This window comes from Paenibacillus sp. JL3B1040, from assembly GCF_057063165.1.
Genome location: NZ_CM169317.1, coordinates 1706969 through 1727100 on the forward strand (window position 1 = coordinate 1706969; position 20132 = coordinate 1727100).

Genomic DNA, 20132 nt, shown 5'->3' on the forward strand with positions numbered 1-20132 from the left:
GGGGTGAGACGCATCATTGCTTTGGATCATTTTAGCAATTTCCCTATTGGTCATCCAAATCGCCGCGGTTATGGTCCTGGAACATTCGCGTCCTTACAAAGCGATCGCATGGATTGTCATCTTGCTTATGGTGCCGTTGTTCGGGTTTCTGCTCTATTGTTTTATAGGAAAAGAATATTCTCTCAAACGTTTCGTCAGTGGGACCGACCGTACGGCGCTGGAGCAACTCGAACAACAGCTGTCCGGTCGCTGTCGTTGCAATCGCACGGAGGAACGGTCAACCCCGGCGGCTATGCACTTGGGAGGTATCCATTCGAAACTAAAACATGCGACACCGCTTCCCGTAACCTATGGCAATAAAATAACCGTGTTCGCAGAAGGCGATAAGGCATTTGAAGACATGCTTCAGGCCATCGCTTTGGCCAGGCATCATGTTCATATCGAATTTTATATTATCCGTGACGATCGCCTCGGTTCCCGGTTTCGGCAATTATTGATCCGCAAGGCACAGGAAGGGGTAAAAGTGCGGCTGATCTATGACGGAATCGGCTGCTATCATAAGTTTGGGAAATCTTATATGGAAAGTTTGCATGAAGCCGGCGCGGAAACCGGCTGCTTTTCTCCTCCGCTCAGCTCCTTTATCAAGCAACGGATCAATTATCGCAATCACCGGAAAATCGTGGTCGTGGATGGGAAAATCGGGTATTTCGGCGGTTTGAACATCGGGGATGAATACCTGGGAAGAAATCCGAAAATCGGCTATTGGCGGGACACCTTTTTTCGCATCGAAGGCGATGCGGTGTTGTGGATTCAATATACGTTTCTGACCGATTGGCATTTCGTGAAAGGAGAATTGGCGGTCGGTCCGGACTACTATCCGCATCAGGACAGCAAAGGGAACGAAAGGGTCCAAATCGTCAAAAGCGGTCCGGACGATCCGTTGCTGGGGCTCGTTTTTTCCTGCTTCATTTCCGCCAGGAGTAGGATCTACATCGAATCGCCGTATTTCGTGCCGGAGCCCGGCGTCATGATGGCGCTGAAAACGGCGGCCCTCGGCGGAGTTGATGTTCGCGTCATCTTGCCGGCGGTTCCCGATTCCAAAATCGTTTACTGGGCTTCGTTGTCCTATGTGCAGGATTTGCTGCAATCCGGGGTTCGCTTTTTTCTGTACGAGAAGGGGTTCATCCACGCCAAAGTGACGATTGCCGACGATCTGGCGTTTTCCGGATCCGCCAACATGGATTTTCGCAGTTTTTGCGGGCAATTCGAACTGGATGCTTTTTTTTACGACAGGAAGACCGTTGAACGTTTGCTGCGGGATTTTTACAGCGATTTGAACGTAAGCAAGGAAATCAGGCTTAGGCAATATGAAAAACGGCCGCAGCTTCAAAAGTACAAGGAAGTGTTCGCCCGCTTGTTGTCGCCTTTGTTTTAGGAACCCGCAAGCGAGGAGCTTTTAGCCGAAATGCTATCGCTCGCGGGTCGTTTTGTTTACTCAAAACCAAACAAACTTAGGCGCCCAGGAACATGGCCATATCTTCCTCGACGTTCGTGATGCCTCCGATGCCGAATTTTTCGATCAGGACATTAGCTACGTTCGGCGAGAGGAAAGCCGGCAACGTCGGTCCGAGATGGATGTTTTTGACGCCGAGATAAAGCAGGGCGAGTAGGACGATCACGGCCTTCTGCTCATACCAGGCGATATTGTACGAAATCGGCAGCTCGTTAATATCCTCAAGCCCCAACGCTTCCTTCAACTTGAGCGCAATAACGGCCAGCGAATAGGAATCGTTGCATTGGCCGGCGTCCAGGACACGGGGAATTCCGCCGATGTCGCCGAGCTCCAGCTTGTTGTATTTGTACTTGGCACAGCCGGCGGTCAAAATCACGGTGTCGCGGGGCAATGCCTCGGCAAACTCCGTATAGTAGTCGCGCGATTTCATTCGCCCGTCACACCCGGCCATCACGAAAAACCGTTTGATCGCCCCGGTTTCCACCGCCTGAACGATCCGGTCGGCCAGCTGTGTCACCGTATGATGGGCAAAGCCGCCCACGATTTGCCCGCTCTCAAGCTCCGTTGGCGGCGGGCAGTTTAGGGCGTGCGCGATCAGTTCCGAGAAGTCCTTCGGTTGACCCTCCTTGCCGTCCGGGATATGCCGTACCCCGGGATAACCGGTATTCCCCGTGGTGTAAATTCGATCCTTATAACTTGCTTTGGGCGGAACGATGCAGTTGGTCGTCATCAGAATCGGGCCGTTGAAGGCTTTGAATTCCGCCGATTGTTTCCACCAGGCGTTGCCGTAATTGCCGACGAAATGGCCGTATTTCTTGAAGGCCGGATAATAATGGGCCGGCAGCATTTCGCTGTGGGTGTATACGTCCACGCCGGTTCCTTCGGTTTGCGCCAGCATTTCCTCCAAATCTTTTAAATCATGGCCGCTGATCAAAATGCCGGGGCGATTCCGCACGCCGATATTAACCTGGGTTACTTCCGGATGCCCATACGTGCCGGTATTGGCCCGGTCCAGCAAGGACATGGCTTCAACGCCATATTTGCCCGCCTCTAGGACTAAGGCGACGAGATCGTCGGCGGTCAAGGTATCGTCCAATGTTGCAGCCAACGCCCGGCGCAGAAAATGATCGATCTCCGGGTGAGAATAGCCTAACTGATCGGCATGATACGTATAAGCGGCCATCCCTTTAAGTCCGTAAGTCAGCAGCTCGCGCAAAGAACGAATATCTTCGTCAGCGGTGGCGAGGACGCCCACCTGCTTTGCTTTGGCCGCAAACTGGATTTCATCATCCGCTTCCCAGAGCGCGGCATCGGGCAGGACGGCCTCTTCGCCGGCATGCCGTTCGTTCCAGCAGCTTCGCACGGCATTGCGCAGGACAAGAGCTTCACGGATTTGGCCGACGAAGAAGCCGGGATCGAAATTGGCGTTCGTAATGGTCGCAAACAAGGAGTTCATCGTAAAAACGGATAGCTGCCGTTCCAAGGGGTCCGGCAGGTCGCTGTCCAGCGCGAGGAATGACGCACCTTTGAGTACATAGACGAGCAAATCTTGCAAATTGGCTACGTCCCCGGGCTTTCCGCAGACGCCCGCGATCGTGCAACCCGTTCCATTTGCCGCCTCTTGGCATTGATAACAGAACATGGATGGTTCGTGACGCATGTCGGCAGTGGCATGGCTTTGGTTCATGGGAAACCTCCTTGAGATAAAATGGATAAGGGAGGCGCTAAGAAGGGTGATTTTTATTAACGCAAATATATTTGAGGGCGCTGCACCTCCGATTATGCCAGAAGCATATCGCCGGACGGTTCACGGTTTAGTGATTGGAATCACATTCATTTCCACAAAATAGAAAACACGCAGGATCTTAACCAACCGTGAAGGACTTACTGGACTAATCGGTTGTGGAAATTATACAATACGAGATGTTAACCACTAGATGCGTGGAATTTCAAATGAGGTGAAACGATGTTGCGAACACAGAAATGGCGCATACGGGCCGTGATCTTAGGCTTGACGGCAATGCTGATGACAATTCTCTCCGGCTGCGGAGGGGATGCGGGAATTAAGGAGAATCCGGCGGCTGCAGAGCCGGCGTCGAAACAATATTATATTTTTGATACGGTGGTTAACATCAAATTGTATGATGACCCCAAGGCCGACGAGCACTTGGACCATATCGGCGAGATGCTGAAAACCTTGGATGAAGAGTTGAGCCGGACGTTGGAGACGAGCCAACTCTACAAAGTGAATCAGGAAGCCGGCAAACAGGCGGTTGAAGTCTCGGAAGAGACGATGGAGGTTCTCGAACGTTCGATTGACTACGCCAAAGCGACGGACGGGCTGTTCGATCCGACTGTCGGCGGACTGGTCGATCTGTGGGATATCGGACATGAAGGGGCCCATGTCCCAGCGCCGGAGGATTTGCAGCGGGTACTGAGCCTGGTCGGCTATCAGGATGTGGTTGTGGATGATGCCAAACGGACCGTCTTTTTAAAACGGCCGGGGATGATTCTGGATCTCGGCGGCATCGGGAAAGGATATGCGGCCGATGAGATCGCCGCGTACCTGCGGGGCGAGGGCGTGAAGAGCGCGCTGATCGATCTTGGAGGCAGCAGTATCATCGTGGTCGGAAGCAAGCCAAACGGCGACAGTTGGAACGTCGGGCTTCAGGACCCCGACAGTTCGCGCGGCATCACGGTAGGGACGATTCGTTTAAAGGACCAGGTCATCAATACCTCGGGAGTCTATGAGCGGTATTTTATTGAGGATGGGGTGATGTACCATCACATTCTTGATCCCAGAACCGGCGCTCCAGCGCAAAACGAGTTGAAAAGCGTGACGATCCTGACGGATAATGCGACGGATGCCGATGCGTTATCCACCGTCGTATACGTGATGGGTTTGGAAAAAGGGATGGAGTTTGTTGAAAATTATAATGAGGAAACCCAAGCCATGTTTATTACGAAAGACGACAAAATCTACGTCACATCGGGATTGAAGAATGTATTCAATATTTCGAGCGAGCAGTACACGCTGGTCGAATAACGGCAGGCCGGGACGTTCAAGCGATTGAGCGTCTTTCTGCGATGCCGGAACTTATTGACGAAGGAGATGGTTTCTATGAAACTGATGTTTATTTCGGATATCCACGGATCGAGCGCTTGGCTGGACCGGACGATGGATAAAGCCGCGGACGAAAAGGCGGATCAGATCGTGTTGCTGGGGGATTATTTATACCACGGACCAAGGAATCCGCTGCCGGACGGGTACGATCCGAAACGGGTGGCGGCAACGCTTAACGGGCATAAACAAAGCATCTTCGCCGTGCGCGGAAACTGCGATGCCGAAGTGGATCAAATGCTGCTCGAATTTCCGATGATGGCGGATTATACGATGATCTTCTGGGAAGGGCGCCGGATTTACGTCACGCATGGGCACGGATACAGCATGGAACAGCTTCCGCCGCTGGCGCCGGGCGACGTGTTTATTCAGGGACATACGCATGTTCCGGTGGCCGACCGCAGGGATGGAATCTATGTGTTGAACCCGGGTTCAATCGCTTTGCCGAAGGAGAATTTCCCGAACTCCTACGGGATTTTGGAGGCCGGAACATTTATCGTGAAGGACTTTGCCGGCGAGACCGTGAAACAAATCGCGTTCACGCCATGAGAAACGATCGGATCGAACATCAACTCCGGGCTCTTCCCGCTTCGCCCGGGGTTTATTTGATGAAAGAATGCGATGATTTGAAGCCTGGTGGCGAACCGCGACAAGGTTGGAGGCGCCTATGGAGGCATTTTGGCTAATCAACCTATAAGTTAACGCCGGGAAGATTAAAAAGCAGCGAGGGAGGTTTTACGCCCCGCTGCTTTTTTGTGCGGACTCCGAGTTTGCGATCCCGTCGATAAAATTTGGCGATTTTGGGAATAACATATAAACATTCTTCTAAGCTTTCTCGGGAAAGGGTGGATACATGCTGAATCAGGAACGCTTGCACGATTCCGTCAATGAGAATATCGCGTTATTCAAGCGGATTTTTTCCGGGGACTCCACCGTGAAAATCCGCAAGTTCCAACATCCCGAAATCGGATCGATCTCCGGCTGTTTGATCCACATCGAAGGCATGGTAAGAAGCGAGGCCATAAGCAACAACATTATTAAGCCGATCTTAGCCTTTAAAGCCTCCGGGGAATCCCCGGGAATTCCCCTAACGCAGCTGTTGATGGACCGGATTATCGATGCCCCCGAACTCAAATTATCGGATGACATGGATGAGTTGCTGAATGAGCTCCTGTGCGGCAAAACTCTGTTGTTGGTAGAGGGATACCCTCAAGCGCTGACCGTCGGGACGCAGGGAGGACATTACCGGGACGTGTCGGAACCGGGAACGGAGAAGTCGGTTCTTGGGCCAAGAGAAGGCTTTACCGAATCGCTGATCACCAACTTGACGCTCGTCCGGCAAAGAGTAAAGAACCCGGATCTTAAATTTGAATTTATGGAGCTCGGGGAGTCGACCCGTACGACCATCTGCCTATGTTATATGAAAGGAGCCGTCTCTCAAAAGATTCTGGACAAGCTCGTTAAACGTCTGGAACAACTGAACATCGACGCCGTACTGGATTCCGGGCAATTGCAGGAGATGCTCCGCGATCACCCCATGTCTCCGTTCGAAACGGTCGGCAATACGGAGCGTCCCGACGCCGTGGCCGGCAAGATCCTGGAAGGGCGCATCGCGGTGCTGGTGGACGGTAGCACGTTTGCCCTTACGGTTCCCTTTTTGTTCCTGGAATATTTTCAAGTGAGCGAAGACTATTACAGCAATTACTTCTTCGGTTCGTTCAACCGGGCGATGCGGTTTCTCGGCGAATTTCTCGCTGTCAGTATTCCGGCCATCTATGTATCGCTGGTCACCTACAATCAGGAAATGGTGCCGACCCCCTTGCTGCTCAGCATATCCGCCGCAAGACAATCCGTGCCGCTGCCGACGGTGGCGGAATGTTTCTTGATGCTGCTCGTATTCGAGATTTTGCGAGAGGCCGGAACGCGGATTCCGAACTCCATCGGCCAAGCCGTAAGCATCGTTGGCGCGCTGGTATTGGGACAAGCCGCGGTTGATGCGAGAGTCGTGAGCGCCCCCATGGTGATCGTCGTCGGTACGACCGGGATTACGACGCTGCTCAACGTCAAGATGAAGGCGGCATCCATCTCGACGCGTTTTATTTTGTTGTCTTTGTCCTCGTTTTTGGGGCTTTACGGTTATTTGTTCGGAATGATCGGGTTGATCATTCATTTGATGGGCCTGCGGAGCTTCGGAGTGCCTTACATGATGACGATCGGTTCCTTCAAGGAAGCCGATATTCGGGATACGGTCATCCGTATGCCTTGGTGGCGGGCGAAGAAAGGAGTCCCCAGCGGGCAAGCCAAACGGCGGATTCGAAAAATCGCGAGGTGAGCGAAAGATGCCGATCCATTCGAGAGTGAAACGTGGGGCTATTCTTGCATGCAGCCTGATTTTTTTATCGCTGGCAGGTTGCTGGAATTACCGGGAGGTCGACAAAGTGATAACGGTTGCCGGAATTGCCATTGACAAGGACAAGGAAGAAGGCGAAATCAGGTTGACTATCGAGATGGTCGACGGTTCGGGGGGAGAAGACTTGGTGAACATCGGTTCGAAACGGGTTACCTTATCCGGGAGCACCATGTTTGAAATCGTACGAAAAATGATCGCCGAAACCGGGATGCGACTTTACTGGGCCCATGCCAAGTCGATTATCTTAAGCGAGGAAATCGCCCGGGGGGGAGCTTCGAAAGTTCTCGACTGGTACGTCAGAGACACGGAAACGAGGGGCGACATTCATATCCTGGTATCCGGGGAGAAAACCGCGGAGGAGGTGCTGCGTACCGGCGGGGACTCCGGCGCCCCGCTTTCCTTTAAAATCGATGAAATCCTTAAGAACGAGGATAATATATCCTCCTTTCCGGTGATGGAGATTTTTGATTTCGCAGACACGATCAATACGACCGGCATCAGCAGCATCCTGCCGATGATCCACCTGACGGGGAACGAAGGCAAACAGGTGGCTTCCATCGGCGGGCTGGCCGTATTCGACAAGGACAAGATGCTGGGAACGATGGATGCCGACCAAACCAAGTATGTGTTGTTTCTCCGGAACGAAATCAAAGGGGGGATCCTGCCTTTGGGCGGTTATCGGCGTTCGCCGGGCGTTTCATTGGAAATTTTCAAGAGCAAAACCAAAGTGGAGCCGGTGCTTGTGAATGGTCAGGTTGAAATCAGGGTAAAGACGGACACTGTTGTTTCAGTGGACGAAGCACAGGAAAACATCGATTATTCGCCAAAATGGCTGGCGGAAATTGAGAAAATCGCGGAAGACCTGCTTGTGAAGGAAATGGAGAACGTTATCGGGATTGCGCAGCGGCGCTACCAGCAGGATATCTTCGGTTTTGGCAACCGGATCCACAAGAAAATGCCAAAGGTATGGAAGTCGCTCGAAAGGAACTGGGACGAGCAGTTCTCCAAGTTAAAGTTATCCGTACAAGCGGATGTTAAAATCAAAAATACGGCATCCGTCAGAAAGCTGATTCAATCGGAGGAAGAGGGTTAGTGATACTGTTTACGATCTTCGCTTATGCCTTCATCGTGCTGCTGGATCAGGTCCAAACGTATAAAAACGGTTATATCAAAGACTTTTACGTCAGTTGCGCCTTGAGCCTGGTATCCTTCTCGGCTGCTTTGGCGCTGGCCGCCGGGGCGAAGCTGCCGGGCCCTTCGCGGATGATTGAACATGCGGTGCGGCTGTTGTTTGGCTTATAACGCGGGAGGTGGACGGGTTATGAACAAGGATTTGATCAGCGGAGGCGAGGCCAGAACTATCATGATCCTGTTCATCATGGGCAGCACGATGATCCTGGGCGCCGCAGGCCAAGCCAAATCCGACGCATGGCTCTCGATTCTGATTTCCGTCGCCATCGCCATACCGATCGTTCTGATCGCTGCAAGATTGTTGGCTCTTTTTCCCGGGCATAATCTGTTTGACATTTGCCAGTACGTCTTGGGGAAATGGCTAGGGAAAGCGTTCATTTTGCTGTATGTATGGTATGCGATTCATGTGGGCGCATTGGTGCTTAGACACTACGGGGAATTCATGGATACAGAGACGATGCCGGAAACGCCGATGATCGTGCCGATGCTGTTTGTGAGCGCGCTCAGCATCATCGTCGTTCTGTACGGCCTCGATACGATGGGGCGGAGCGCGCGGCTGCTGCTGAACATCTGTGTGTTCACGATTGTTCTCGTTTTGTGTCTCACCGTTCAAAGAGTGGATGTCGATCATCTTCTGCCGATTTTGGATAACGGCTGGGGACCGGTTTGGGAGGGGGCTTTTTCGGCATTTTCGTTCCCGTTTGCCGAGACCTTTTTATTAACCGCGATCTTTGGCGGCGTGAAGGATCGGAAGTCGTTTTACCGCATTTTTCTACATGGATTAGGGATCGGTGGAATCCTCGTTTTGTTCATTTCTTACCGCAACATTTTGGTCCTGGGGCCCAATACGATAAGCAATGTGTATTTTCCTTCCTATACGGCCGTCGGCCGGATTAATGTCGGGGATTTTATTCAGCGCATCGAAGGTACGGTGGCCGTCGTGTTCGTCATTTGCGTATTCATGAAGCTCAGCGTATGTTTGCTGGCTGCCGGCCAGGGCATCGCGAAGCTGCTTGACCTGAGCAGTTACCGGAGCGTAGTGGTGCAAATCGGGCTTCTGATTACGTACTTGGCTTCCGCGTTGTTTGACAACATCATGGAGGTGGATTACTTCGACATGAAAGTCTACCATTTTTACGCGTTTCCGTTCCAGGTCGCCTTTCCCCTGTTATTGCTGCTGGCTGCCGAGATCAAGGTGCGCCGGGACCGCCGGACAACGTCCGGATAATGCCTTCGGTTTACAAGGAATGCCGCCATGACATATCATGAGGCTATAACCTACATACGGAAGGAATGTGGAGATGGAGAGAAAGACAGTCGAACTGGCGAAGCCGGAAGCGATGATCTTTGACATGGACGGGACGTTGTTCAAAACGGAAACGCTGCTGGTTCCGGTGTTTCATCAGGTATTTGACCAACTGCGGGAAGAAGGGCTTTATACCGGGGAAACGCCGCCGGAACAGTTGATCTTAAGCAGTTTGGGCATGCTGCTGCCTGAAATTTGGCGCCGCGTCATCCCGGACCAAGGCGAGGCCGTACATCGCCGGGCCGATGAGCTGCTGTTGGAATTTGAACTGGAGGGGCTGCAGCAATTGGCGACCGAGCTGTATCCGCAGGTGCCGGAAACGCTGCAGGAGCTGAGCGGGCGCGGCGTAAGGCTGTTCGTCGCCAGCAATGGGCTGGAGCATTACGTCAAAGGCGTAGCCAGGGCGCACCGGATTTTCCCGCTGTTTGAAGGGATCTTCAGTGCGGGCGAACATCAAACGGCGACCAAGGTCGATTTGGTCAAGCTGCTGCTGGACAAACACGGCGTATCCCGCGCCTGGATGGTCGGCGACCGCTCCTCGGACGTCGAGGCGGGCAAGAAAAACGGGCTGACGGCGATCGGCTGCGCTTATGCCGGATTCGGCGACGGCGGTGAGTTGGCCGGGTCCGACGCGCTGATCCGCTCTTTCGATGAGTTGGTCTCCCTTTATGATCGGGCGGAAGAAGCGTAAAACTATCGTTTTTTATGATTAGGGCTTTTCACTATTTTGGAGGTGTTTACATGCGACAAACCTATACTCAACCAGCCAACCTTTTGGAATTAATCAGGAACAAACAAGAAAACCGGTAAGCGGCCGCATGTTGCGGTTGGATAGCGAATAGACAATATGACCTTCTAAACTGAGATGACGTGCCGCCTACCCGAAAGGCGGAATCCGTTTTGCATAACAAACAAGCGGCAAAAGTATTTTATTTGATGAACTTTTTCACCTCTCTTGCAAGCAGTACGATATTTACGACTTACAGCATTTATTACGTTACTGAGCTGGGCCTGAATCCGTTTGAGCTTGTCCTGGTCGGTACCGTTCTGGAGTTGACGGTGCTGATCTTCGAAGGAATCACCGGCGTCATTGCCGATACCTACAGCCGCAAGCTGTCGATCATCATCGGGATGTTCATTTTGGGCATGGGATTTATGTTCGAAGGCAGCATTATATGGCTCCAGGGATTCGATTTGATGATCCCGTTCGTGGCATGGGTAATGTTGGCCCAGGTGCTGTTTGGGATCGGCCACACCTTTATCAGCGGCGCGGACAGTGCCTGGATGGTCGATGAGGTCGGAGAATCGGCCGCCGGAGTCGTTTTTATGCGCGCCAAACGAGTGGCGCTGGCGGCATCCCTGCTGGGAATCGGCGTTAGCGTTGGCCTATCGGTTCTGGCGCCCAATCTGCCCTATCTGGCGGGAGGGCTGATGTATATTGCGCTTGGTTTGCTTCTGATCCGGAGGATGCAGGAGACGCGTTTTGTCCGGCCGCCGCGAGGCGGGAGAACCTCCCATTTCCGGGAGATGGGCCGAACCTGGAAAAGCGGGGCAAGGGTGATCGCCCGCAGCCCGTTGCTGCTGCTGATCGTAGGCGTCACGCTGTTTAGCGGCGCGGCCTCGGAAGGCTACGACCGGCTTTGGGAGATTCATCTGATCCGGGAAATTGGTTTTCCGGACGGGATATTGGAGGTGGCCGTATGGTTTGGCCTGATCAGCGCGGCTTCTACGATTTTGAGCATGCTGGCGGTAAGCTTCACCGAAACAAAGCTGAACATGAACCGTGAGCAAACCGTTTCCGCAGCCATGTTTTTGCTCACTTTCATTCGCGTTGCCGGTATCCTCTCGCTTTTTCTGGCGACGGACTTCGTCTGGGCGCTGGCATCCGTACTGGTCGTGAGTGTAGCCGTTGCCGTGAGCGAGCCGATTTATGCGACCTGGCTCAACATGAATCTTCGCAGCGACAGCCGGGCCACGGTCCTGTCGATGGTCAGCCAATCGGATGCGCTTGGCCAGACCGCAGGCGGGCCGGCCGTGGGGTGGATCGGAAGCAGATTCTCCGTTCGGGCCTCCCTGCTGGCGGCCGCGGTGTTGCTGCTGCCGATTTTAGGCGTATTCGGCCGGATGTTGCGCAAGCGGCAATAACGCGGCTGAACTTCATTTCAGTCCGTATCAAGATATGAAGCTGAGCTTAATGAAAGGCCGCTTTCCTCTCTAATTAGAGGGGGAAGCGGCTTTCTGCTTATGCAGCCACAAAGCGTATTCCAGCGGCTTGACGATCGCAGCGCGGTACGCTTGCGGATCGCCCGATTTGTTGAATACCTCGCGGGCAGGCTTGGGGTTCACCTCGAGCAAGTATATTTGGCCATGGCGGTTGATCGCCAGATCAAGCGCCAATTCGCATAAGGCTCCATAAGTCTCCTCCAGGTAGGCCGCGACCTCCAGACTAAGTTCCTCGGCCGATCGGCGAACTTGCTGGCGCCGTTCCTCGCCCGAAATCCATTGTTTCAGCAGCGTATTCATCGCCACCGCATGACCGCCGCCATGGAGATTGGAAGTCACGCTGCGGGGAGGCCCGACGCGGCCGGCACACCCGGTCATTTCCCACTTGCCTTGGCCGTTCTTCTGCACAAGCATCCGGTAATCGTGAACGCGCCCGCTGGGCAGCTTGATCTGGATGCCCTGCTGCGCGATGAAGCGGCCGCTCCCCTTCCAGCCCAGCAGGAAGGCGCCCAGCCGGGATCTATGAATTTTCTGAGGCGTGATGATGCTTCGATTCTGCCGCCGCCCCTGGATCAGGAACAGATCGCCATCCAGGCGTTCAACTCGCAGGATGCCCCGGCCGCCCGTGCCGTTAATCGGCTTGACGTAGACGACGGGATGCCTTTTGAGCAGGCTCATCACGTCACTGGTGCTATGAAACAGCACGGTATCCGGCAGGTTGGCCCGGAACCGGCCTCTACGCGACAAGGTTTGATATATCGTCCACTTATTGCGTAACGGCCGATTGAGAAAGGTCAGGTGGTCGTAACGCGCCCGGAACCGCAGCAGCTGTTCGAATCGCTTGCTGCGCTGGATTCGGCAGCGGTCGAAGATCAGGTCCGGGAAGCTGCGCCACTTTCGAAACCATCTCTTGGCTTTCGTGTCGTATTCGAGCGCGAAAATCTGCTTTTTCCGGTCGAACACGTCCATCGGGGTGAACACGAAAATGTCCAGGCCGATTTTTTGTCCCTCGGCGATCATGCGCTGGTAGATCTGCCGTTCCTCCAGCTGCTTCTTGTCATTGAGGTACAAGGTCAGGATGCCCAGGACGGGTTGTGACAACTAGATCACCTTCTTTGCTGTTATGGGAGGCCGGTTCTCCGTGCTCCGGTAGAGCGGGCCTGGTCTCCAGCAGGAGCAGCGCCTTACCGCTCGGGTCGCGGATCAGACCCGAAGCCCAAAGGCCTGCGCGAAAGCACATGCGCAGGCTTGGGACCTGACTGAGCGCGACCCGGCAACTGAGTTTCTTCAGCCGGGCCAGCTGCGCTTGAAGCAGCCTGGCGCCGATGCCCCGACCGCGGTACAGCGGATGCACGACAACTACGCAAAGCTTGCGGCCGTAATCCACGGTGCAACAGACGCCGGCCAACCGTTCCCCGTCCTCCGTTCGTATCCGGGCGACGAGGAGGGAGCAGCCGGGCCGGTCAAGGTCGCTCGGCGCCAGCCGGAGCAGAGCCCGGAAGGCGGCGGAAGAGATGCGGCCGGCACCGTATTTCTGCACGAAGGCCAGCATTTCGCCGTGTTGCAGCTCCCAAGGAGGCCCGGCTTCCAAGGTTACGGCTCTAATCTCCATTCCTACCGCCCTCCTCTAAAGGTAGTTCAAAAAGTCGTCTTTGGATCGCGAAGCAATTCATGAAGTAGATTCGGCATCGAAACTTGAATTCAGCCGGGCCTTCCGTTGCTCACGTAGGCCTCCCTACGCTGCGCTACTCATGCCCTAGCTTCATCCAACCTTCTCGGTGCTCATAACCCGACTTTTTGAGCTTTCGTTTCACGACTTGAATTTCGGCTGACGGGCCAAATATTGGCTGTATTGAATAATCCGCTCCAGTGATTTCTTGCGGATATGCGGCTCGTCAAATTTCATGGGTTTGGCGTTGGCTTCGAAAAACCACAGTCGGCCGTCGGTGTCCACCCCAAGATCCATGGACATTTCCCCAAGCGGGAAGCCGGATTCCTTTTCGATCTGCTTGGCGATCAGGAGGGAGCTCGATTTGATGCGGCTTAGGAGAAGCGCCGTCATATCGGGCCCGAAAGCCGGAACCAACATCTTTTCCGGATCCTCGATGCTGCCGCCTTGGGGAACATGGGTGGTGATCCGTTTCGGCCCGGCCAGACGGGCGCCGATCCCGGTCACCATCCAGAGGCCCTTGCTGTTTTTTTGCACAAGCACGCGCATGTCGAAGTGGCGGCCTCGATAGGTCGTCAATTCGATGCTCTCTTGCATAATGTAAGGCGTATTGCCGGCTTCCTTCTTGATTCTTCTCCATAACAAAGGGAGCTTGGCGGTCTTATAAACGACGTTTCGGCGCTTCTTTCCTTGGATCGTAAGCCGATACGGTTTGACGGCGCCTTCGTCCAGCCGCAGCAACATGATGCCTTTGCCGGCTTTGCCGCTTTCCGGTTTGAGATACAGCGAGCCGTATTTCTCCAGCATCGCGGCCAGCGTTTTGGGCCCCAGCATTTTTTTCGTGTCCGGTACGAGCGTTTTGGTCGCCCGGCCTTTCTTCAGCCATTCAAACAAGCGCCGTTTGTTGAAGAAAAACGGATTAAAGAGATGGATCGATTCGTGCTGGATTACTTCATCGATTTTGCGGCGCACCTCCGGCTTTTTCTCGTCCTCCCGAAGCGGGATGCGGTTGTAGATGACATCCGGCAGAGGGAACCAGTGTTTTCTCCACGTTTTATCTTCCGGATGGAATTGATAGCCTTGGACCCTCTTGGAACTGAGCTTCAGATCCCTGGCGGTCACGACATAAACGGGACAATCCAGCTCCTGGCCGGTTTTCAAGAGATCTCTGAAGTTGTTGCGGTTCCCTCGGAACTGCTTGGCGTCGTCATCGACCGTCAGCACGGCGACGACCGTTTTTTTCTCGCTCAAGAGCGAAGTGCTCATGAGCCATCCCTCCTCCGGAATTTGCTTAAATAGAGGCAATGATCCAAAATGTGGTCTACCGACGCCTTGCCTTCCGCCCGGAGCGAAGGATGCTTGAAGATCGAGCGGCCCGGCTTGGCGTTGGCTTCGAACATCCAGATCCGCTCCTCCCGATCGATTCCGATATCAAAGCCGATTTCACCGATCAAATGCTGCTGGTGGGATTCGATCGCTTCCGCCAGCGTGATTGCGACGGTCTTGGCGCTCCGCAGCACCTCGTCGGCGCGCGCGCCAAACGTGCGGCCGAGCGCTTGCTCCGGCGTGAGCAGGGAGCCCCCGTTCTTCAAATGTGTCGTGACGCTGCCTTTGCCCGCTTTTTTGGCCCCGATGCCGACGACCACCCATTGGTTTTTCCCGTTTTTATGCATATGGAACCGGAAATCGATCGGGCACCCGTCGATTTCGATCAGGCGGATCCCCTGTTGGGCGACGTATCCGCGAAGCGCCCGGCCGTGTCTGGCCTGCAGCGTGCGCATCAGGCTGGCGAAGGAAGAGAAACGCAGCAGGGCGTTGCGTCCGTTCTTCCGGTATCTGGCGTAGTAGCCGCTTCTCGGGATATAGGACAAGCGGTAGATCCCGTTGCCGAGACTGCCGCTGTTCGGCTTGTAGTAAACCAAAGAATGCCTCTCCAGCATTTCCTTGATTTGTTCCGCCGTCGGGCTCATGATCGATTCGGGAACGTAGCGGCCGACCGCCGCATCCTTCTCCAGCAAACGGTAAATATCGGATTTATTGAAGAAGCTCCAGTTGAAAAAAGGGATCCTGCGGCGGACGAACCGTTCCCGAAGTTGATTGATCGAGCTTGTGGTTTCGGCCCGCCGGCTGGGAAGGCGGTTGTAAACGACGTCGGGCAGCGGCACCCGTTTACGAATGAATCGTCCGGCTTCGTTCAGGAAATAGCCGTTGACCGTTTCGTCCTCCCAGTGGATGTCCCTAGGGGTGAACGCGAAAATATAAGAGATCCGGCTCCCTTGCCTGAGCAGTTGCTTGATGAAGCCGGTGCGCGAGCCGAACGGGTTCGTCTGCGAGGACGTGGGTCCATCGGACAAGACGCCGATGAGCGGGCCGATCTGCACCTCACCTTCCTGAAGACTGCGGAGGTAAACGCCGCCGGGTTTGGGGATTTTGATCCCTCTGCGAACGCTGCTGGCAAGGTACAGGTGTTTACCCGCTTTATTGATCCGTTTGATGGTGGCGGGCACCCGTTCTCCGCCGAGTCTCAGATGCACCGACTTTTTTCCGGACAGATTCAGGTTCTTCATTAGAGCCCCTGACACGTAAACGACCCGCTCGGGGGTTTGCGTGAAATGGACGTTGCCAAAAGTCAAACTCATGGATTTTATCCTCCTAAAAGTGATCAGGGTTTGCTCAGCAGTAAATGGCGGGCATAGTCGATCGGATTTTCCAGCGACCTTCTGGCGGTTTCCGGATCGCCGATCCGAAAGAACGAGGTGCGCCCCGGTTTGGAGTTGACCTCCAGGACCCACACGCGGCCTTGGCGGTCCACGCCATAATCAAGGCCCAGCTCCGCCAGCCTGCCGAATCGGGTCTCCAGATAGGCCGGAATCAAAAGCGACAGTTTGCGGATCTCGTTTGCGGCCGCTTTGCCGGCGGACTCCCCGAGCTCCCGAGTGAGATAAGGCAGCGCCCGATGGGCGGTACCTCCTCCGTGCAGATTGGAGGTAAGCGAATCTTTGCGGCCCGCACGGACCGCCATGCCCGTCAAGCCCCATTCGCCGTCGGCGTTCTTCTGCATAAGGACGCGGACGTCGAACGGTTCGCCGCTTGAGCTGATCAACTGCAGATAAGGCTGAATCAGGAACGGGCGTTTTCCGGCAAAGCGATCGATCCAATCGAGCGCGGCTTGCTTGGTGGAGAACCGGCGCCGGAATACCGCATTCCGTCCGTTCCGGCCCATTACTCTTACTTCATCGCGGGACGGGTGCCATTTGACGTGCAGTGTCCGTTTACCATGCGTGCCGTTGCGCGGCTTCAAGAACGCTTCGCCGTCATGCGCCCGCAGCCATTCGTCCAGTTGAGCCCGCCCCTGGTAAAGCGCCGTCTCCGGCAAATAACCGGAGACCTCCGGGCATTTAAGCAGAGCCTGGTACACCGTCCATTTGCCCGCGAGCCCCCGAGCCAGGTAGACAAACGGATGCTCGGCGGACAACCGTGCGAGTAGGCGATGCTTGCGCAACTGTTGTTTGCGGTCATGGGTCAGGCAGCGGTCGTAAATAATGTCCGGCCGGGGGAACCATCTGCGGACCCAGGCTCCTTGTTCGATGGTGTAGGCCGGAATGCCGGCGGCGTTACCCGAGGCGATCCAGCCGAGGCAGAAGACATACACACAGAGGCCCTGTCTTTCGCCGATGCGGCATAATCTGCGGCAGAACGCCGCTTCCGCGAAGGGAAGGGGCCCGTCGCTTTCGGCGACCAGGATGCCCACGATCCCTTGAGGCGTTTTGTTCATGGCGAAATCCCTCCTTCCAAGAGGCCCATTAAGCGCGTCTTCTTTGAACCCCTTTAAAAGCCGGACAAATAACGGGTATATTCGATCACTTGCTTGACCGATGGGCGAATCTTGCCTTCGCCCATCGGGGTATTGTCATTCTTGGACGGCTTGGAATTGACTTCCAGCAGCCACACCCGGCCGCTGGTTTCCACGGCCAGATCGATGCCGAATTCCCCGAAGTGAGCCGGAATTTGCGCATCGACGCTCTGGGCGATATCCAGGGCCGCTTTCTTCAGCTTCGGGGCAATTTTGCTCTTGATTCCCGGCGGCAGCGAGCTGCGGGCGATCGCGTCCTTTACGGTGCTGAGGGTGCCGCCCCGGGCCAGGTTGGAAACGAAATGCTGGCTTCCGGCGATCCGCGCCACGATGGAGGTCGTGTTCCATTTGCCGGCCAGGTTCTTCTGGACCAGTGCGCGAAAATCCACCGGCCGATGATCCACCTCGATCAAATGAAGCCCCTGCTGGATCTGATAGCGGGTTGCTTTCATTTTGCCGGATAACGACGTAAACAGCTTGGCGAGACTCGGATAAACCTGCCGCCTCGTGCCGCCGACCTGGGCGGTCAGCGTCTGGTAAGCGCCGCCTTCCAGCCGCGAGATCCGGATAATGCCTTTGCCCAGGCTTCCTTTGATCGGCTTCAGGAAGACGACCGGATATTTGGCGCACATCGCTTTCAGCATGGCGTAATTCCGGAACAGATGCGACTCCGGCAGGTATCGCTGCACGGAGAGATCGCGGTCAAGCGCGTCGAACACTTCGGTTTTATCGAGATATTTTTCGTTGAAAAAATGGCTCCCGTAGCGGGATTTTACTTCTTTCATAAAATGCTGTACGCTAGGTTTGTTCTCCAATTTCCGCGAATTCAGCCGGTTGTAGAAGACGTCTGCGGCGGGCAGCTGGGTTTGCTTCCACCCGTTGCCATAGACCCAGCCCGAGACCTGGCCTGCGCTTGCGCCGATATGTTTGGGTGTGAAGAAGTAGACGTATACCCCCTGGCGCGAGCAGGCGTTGACGAGCTCCTTGCAGAACAGGGTCATTTGGCCAAACGGTCTTTCCGGATTGCCGGGGAAGTCCTGGCTAAGCAGGATGCCTAGCAGCGGACCCAATTGAAGGGTCGACGAATGCGGCCTGTAAATCAGCCGCAGCGGCGATCGCGGTTGGATTCCCATTTTTCTGGCAAGACCGGAACTGATGCGAACTCCGTCGGATCTTGACAAGGGAATGACTTTGACGCGGTGCCGGAATGATCCGAAAGTGAGCAGAAGCGGAAGATGCGTCGGTATTTTCCATTGTTTGATCAGCATGTCTCCGAGCGCGAGAATGTCGTCTTCTAAAATGCCCGGACTCATGATCTGTACCGTAATTTTTTTGGAGGGCATGAATGCGGATCTCCTTCCAAGCTAAGCTAGAGTCTTGGATGCAAGTAAGGATCGTCTGCGTAAAATGCATGTAATGCATCATATGAGGACATAGAATCCTTGGTGATTAACCTATGCCCGTTTTCGAGGGTCCCCGGGCGAAGGGAGGAGTCGATATTTTCCTTGCCGGGCGCGGTCCGAAGGCGGATTCCGCGGGAGATAGTTAGGGCGGCAGCCTAAGAGAAAGAAGGAGGAAGAGAGGGTGCCCGATTGGCTTTACGTGTTGGTCAGCGTCGTGGTGGCCGCTTTTGTCGGCGGCGTCACCAACCATTTTGCGATTAGAATGCTGTTTCATCCGAGGAACCCTGTACATATCGGCAAGTTTCACGTTCCCTTTACGCCGGGACTGATTCCGAAGCGCCGCGACGACATCGCCGAGTCGCTGGGCCGGGTCGTGGCGGAATATCTTGTGACGGCCGAAGGGCTGCAGGAAACCGTGCAGCGCCCGGCGCTTCGGGGCAAGGCGGAGGACGCCTTGCGCGACTTCGTGGGGCGCTTGTCCCGAAGCGAGTCGACGCTGCGGCAAGCGGCACTCCGGGTGTGGAGCGAGGCGGAGGTCGAAGCGCTGAAGACGCGGCTCGCGGCTGGGGTTAGAGAAGCGGCCCAGCGGGGGGTCGCGCGACTGTGGGGACATGCGGACCTGGGCAGCCTGCCGCTGAAGCAGCTTGTTCCTGGCTGGTCCGAAGAGAACCGCAAAGCCTGGAGCGCCGCCCTAGCCGAGGCGCTACTGCGCGTCGTTGAGGAGGAGCTGCTGTCCGCTGGCGGACAGCGCATGCTGTCAAAAATGGCGGCGGGGATGATGGACAAGGCCGGCGGCTTCCTCGGCACGATGGCGGCGATATTTATGGACGAAGACAAATTGGTGCAAAAAATGACCCCGGCCCTAGTCCAGGCGCTGCGGGGCGAAGAGGCCGCCGGCAAAACGGCCCGGGCGATCGAAACGCGGCTGGAGTTGTACGGCGAGAAGCCGGTGGCGGAGCTGCTTGCCGAGTTGACCGGCGAAGAGGCGCTCGGCTGGCTGGGCGCCAAGCTGGAGCAGCTTCCGCTGGAGCGGTGGCTGGAGCAAGTGGAGAACCTGCCGCTTCGCTCGTTGATCGAGCCTTGGAAGGCGCAGGCCATCGCCATTGTTCCGGCGTTGACGGAGCGGCTGCTGCGGCTTGCCGCCAAGGGGATCCCCGCAGCGATGCAGGCGGTCGATCTGCCGGGCCTCGTCGAGGACCAGGTGCAGAAATTCCCGGTGGAACGCCTGGAGGAGGTTATCCTCAGCGTCTCGGGTAAGGAATTTCGGGCCATTACCTGGCTCGGTGTGCTGCTTGGCGGGATCATCGGGCTATTCCAATCGCTGCTGCTGCTGTGGATGGGCTAGAGTGACGGGCGGGGACTTGCCTGTTCAACCGACCGCTTGCCGTAGTGGGCTTGCCATGGCGAAAGTGTAGTGGCAGTAGTAATCACAGTGGCGACGGC

17 protein-coding genes are annotated in these 20132 nt (G+C 55.3%); 10 read left to right on the forward strand and 7 right to left on the reverse strand.

Annotation, left to right across the window (positions count from 1 at the left end):
• The first annotated feature begins 16 nt into the window (after nt 1–16).
• The gene (gene cls, locus ACZF99_RS07565) at nt 17–1435 is read left to right on the forward strand and encodes a cardiolipin synthase (protein WP_483610465.1); all 1419 of its coding nucleotides are present in this window, start codon (nt 17–19) and stop codon (nt 1433–1435) included.
• A 76-nt stretch (nt 1436–1511) separates the two neighbouring features.
• Here the strand turns inward: cls and hcp are convergent, their stop codons facing one another.
• Entirely contained in the window at nt 1512–3200 is a 1689-nt protein-coding gene (gene hcp, locus ACZF99_RS07570; RefSeq protein ID WP_483610467.1) for a hydroxylamine reductase, read from the reverse strand.
• A 279-nt stretch (nt 3201–3479) separates the two neighbouring features.
• Between hcp and ACZF99_RS07575 the strand changes: the two genes are divergently transcribed.
• The 8 genes from ACZF99_RS07575 (at nt 3480) to ACZF99_RS07610 (ending at nt 11686) form a co-directional block, all read left to right on the forward strand.
• The gene (locus tag ACZF99_RS07575; protein WP_483610469.1) at nt 3480–4559 is read left to right on the forward strand and encodes an FAD:protein FMN transferase; all 1080 of its coding nucleotides are present in this window, start codon (nt 3480–3482) and stop codon (nt 4557–4559) included.
• A 75-nt stretch (nt 4560–4634) separates the two neighbouring features.
• Nucleotides 4635–5183: a phosphodiesterase gene (gene yfcE / locus ACZF99_RS07580; RefSeq protein WP_483610471.1), complete on the forward strand. Its 549-nt coding sequence runs from the start codon at nt 4635–4637 to the stop codon at nt 5181–5183.
• A 304-nt stretch (nt 5184–5487) separates the two neighbouring features.
• A complete protein-coding gene (locus ACZF99_RS07585; RefSeq protein ID WP_483610473.1) occupies nt 5488–6966 on the forward strand; it encodes a spore germination protein in 1479 nt (492 codons plus the stop codon).
• Nucleotides 6967–6973: 7 nt separating this feature from the next.
• A complete protein-coding gene (locus tag ACZF99_RS07590) occupies nt 6974–8137 on the forward strand; it encodes a Ger(x)C family spore germination protein (RefSeq protein WP_483610475.1) in 1164 nt (387 codons plus the stop codon).
• Nucleotides 8137–8346, forward strand: coding sequence for a hypothetical protein (locus ACZF99_RS07595; RefSeq protein WP_483610477.1), 210 nt, complete (start codon nt 8137–8139; stop codon nt 8344–8346). The genes ACZF99_RS07590 and ACZF99_RS07595 overlap by 1 nt, the downstream gene beginning before the upstream one ends.
• 19 nt (nt 8347–8365) lie before the next feature.
• Nucleotides 8366–9463, forward strand: coding sequence for a GerAB/ArcD/ProY family transporter (locus tag ACZF99_RS07600; protein ID WP_483610479.1), 1098 nt, complete (start codon nt 8366–8368; stop codon nt 9461–9463).
• A 73-nt stretch (nt 9464–9536) separates the two neighbouring features.
• A complete protein-coding gene (locus ACZF99_RS07605; protein WP_483610481.1) occupies nt 9537–10232 on the forward strand; it encodes an HAD family hydrolase in 696 nt (231 codons plus the stop codon).
• A 209-nt stretch (nt 10233–10441) separates the two neighbouring features.
• A complete protein-coding gene (locus ACZF99_RS07610) occupies nt 10442–11686 on the forward strand; it encodes an MFS transporter (RefSeq protein ID WP_483610483.1) in 1245 nt (414 codons plus the stop codon).
• Between the two features lie 69 nt (nt 11687–11755).
• Here ACZF99_RS07610 and ACZF99_RS07615 read toward each other — a convergent pair whose 3' ends face one another.
• The 6 genes from ACZF99_RS07615 to ACZF99_RS07640 all read right to left on the reverse strand — a co-directional run bounded on the left by ACZF99_RS07615 (nt 11756) and on the right by ACZF99_RS07640 (nt 18629).
• Entirely contained in the window at nt 11756–12865 is a 1110-nt protein-coding gene (locus ACZF99_RS07615; protein WP_483610484.1) for a YheC/YheD family endospore coat-associated protein, read from the reverse strand.
• Entirely contained in the window at nt 12822–13376 is a 555-nt protein-coding gene (locus tag ACZF99_RS07620; RefSeq protein ID WP_483610486.1) for a GNAT family N-acetyltransferase, read from the reverse strand. Before ACZF99_RS07620 ends, ACZF99_RS07615 begins: the two co-directional genes overlap by 44 nt.
• A gap of 198 nt (nt 13377–13574) precedes the next feature.
• Entirely contained in the window at nt 13575–14699 is a 1125-nt protein-coding gene (locus ACZF99_RS07625; protein ID WP_483610488.1) for a YheC/YheD family endospore coat-associated protein, read from the reverse strand.
• The gene (locus ACZF99_RS07630) at nt 14696–16072 is read right to left on the reverse strand and encodes a YheC/YheD family endospore coat-associated protein (RefSeq protein WP_483610490.1); all 1377 of its coding nucleotides are present in this window, start codon (nt 16070–16072) and stop codon (nt 14696–14698) included. The genes ACZF99_RS07625 and ACZF99_RS07630 overlap by 4 nt, the downstream gene beginning before the upstream one ends.
• A gap of 23 nt (nt 16073–16095) precedes the next feature.
• Nucleotides 16096–17208: a YheC/YheD family endospore coat-associated protein gene (locus tag ACZF99_RS07635; protein WP_483610492.1), complete on the reverse strand. Its 1113-nt coding sequence runs from the start codon at nt 17206–17208 to the stop codon at nt 16096–16098.
• Between the two features lie 53 nt (nt 17209–17261).
• The gene (locus ACZF99_RS07640) at nt 17262–18629 is read right to left on the reverse strand and encodes a YheC/YheD family endospore coat-associated protein (RefSeq protein ID WP_483610494.1); all 1368 of its coding nucleotides are present in this window, start codon (nt 18627–18629) and stop codon (nt 17262–17264) included.
• A gap of 241 nt (nt 18630–18870) precedes the next feature.
• Between ACZF99_RS07640 and ACZF99_RS07645 the strand changes: the two genes are divergently transcribed.
• On the forward strand, nt 18871–20034 hold the full coding sequence (locus tag ACZF99_RS07645; RefSeq protein WP_483610496.1) for a DUF445 family protein: 1164 nt from the start codon (nt 18871–18873) through the stop codon (nt 20032–20034).
• Nucleotides 20035–20132 lie beyond the last annotated feature (98 nt).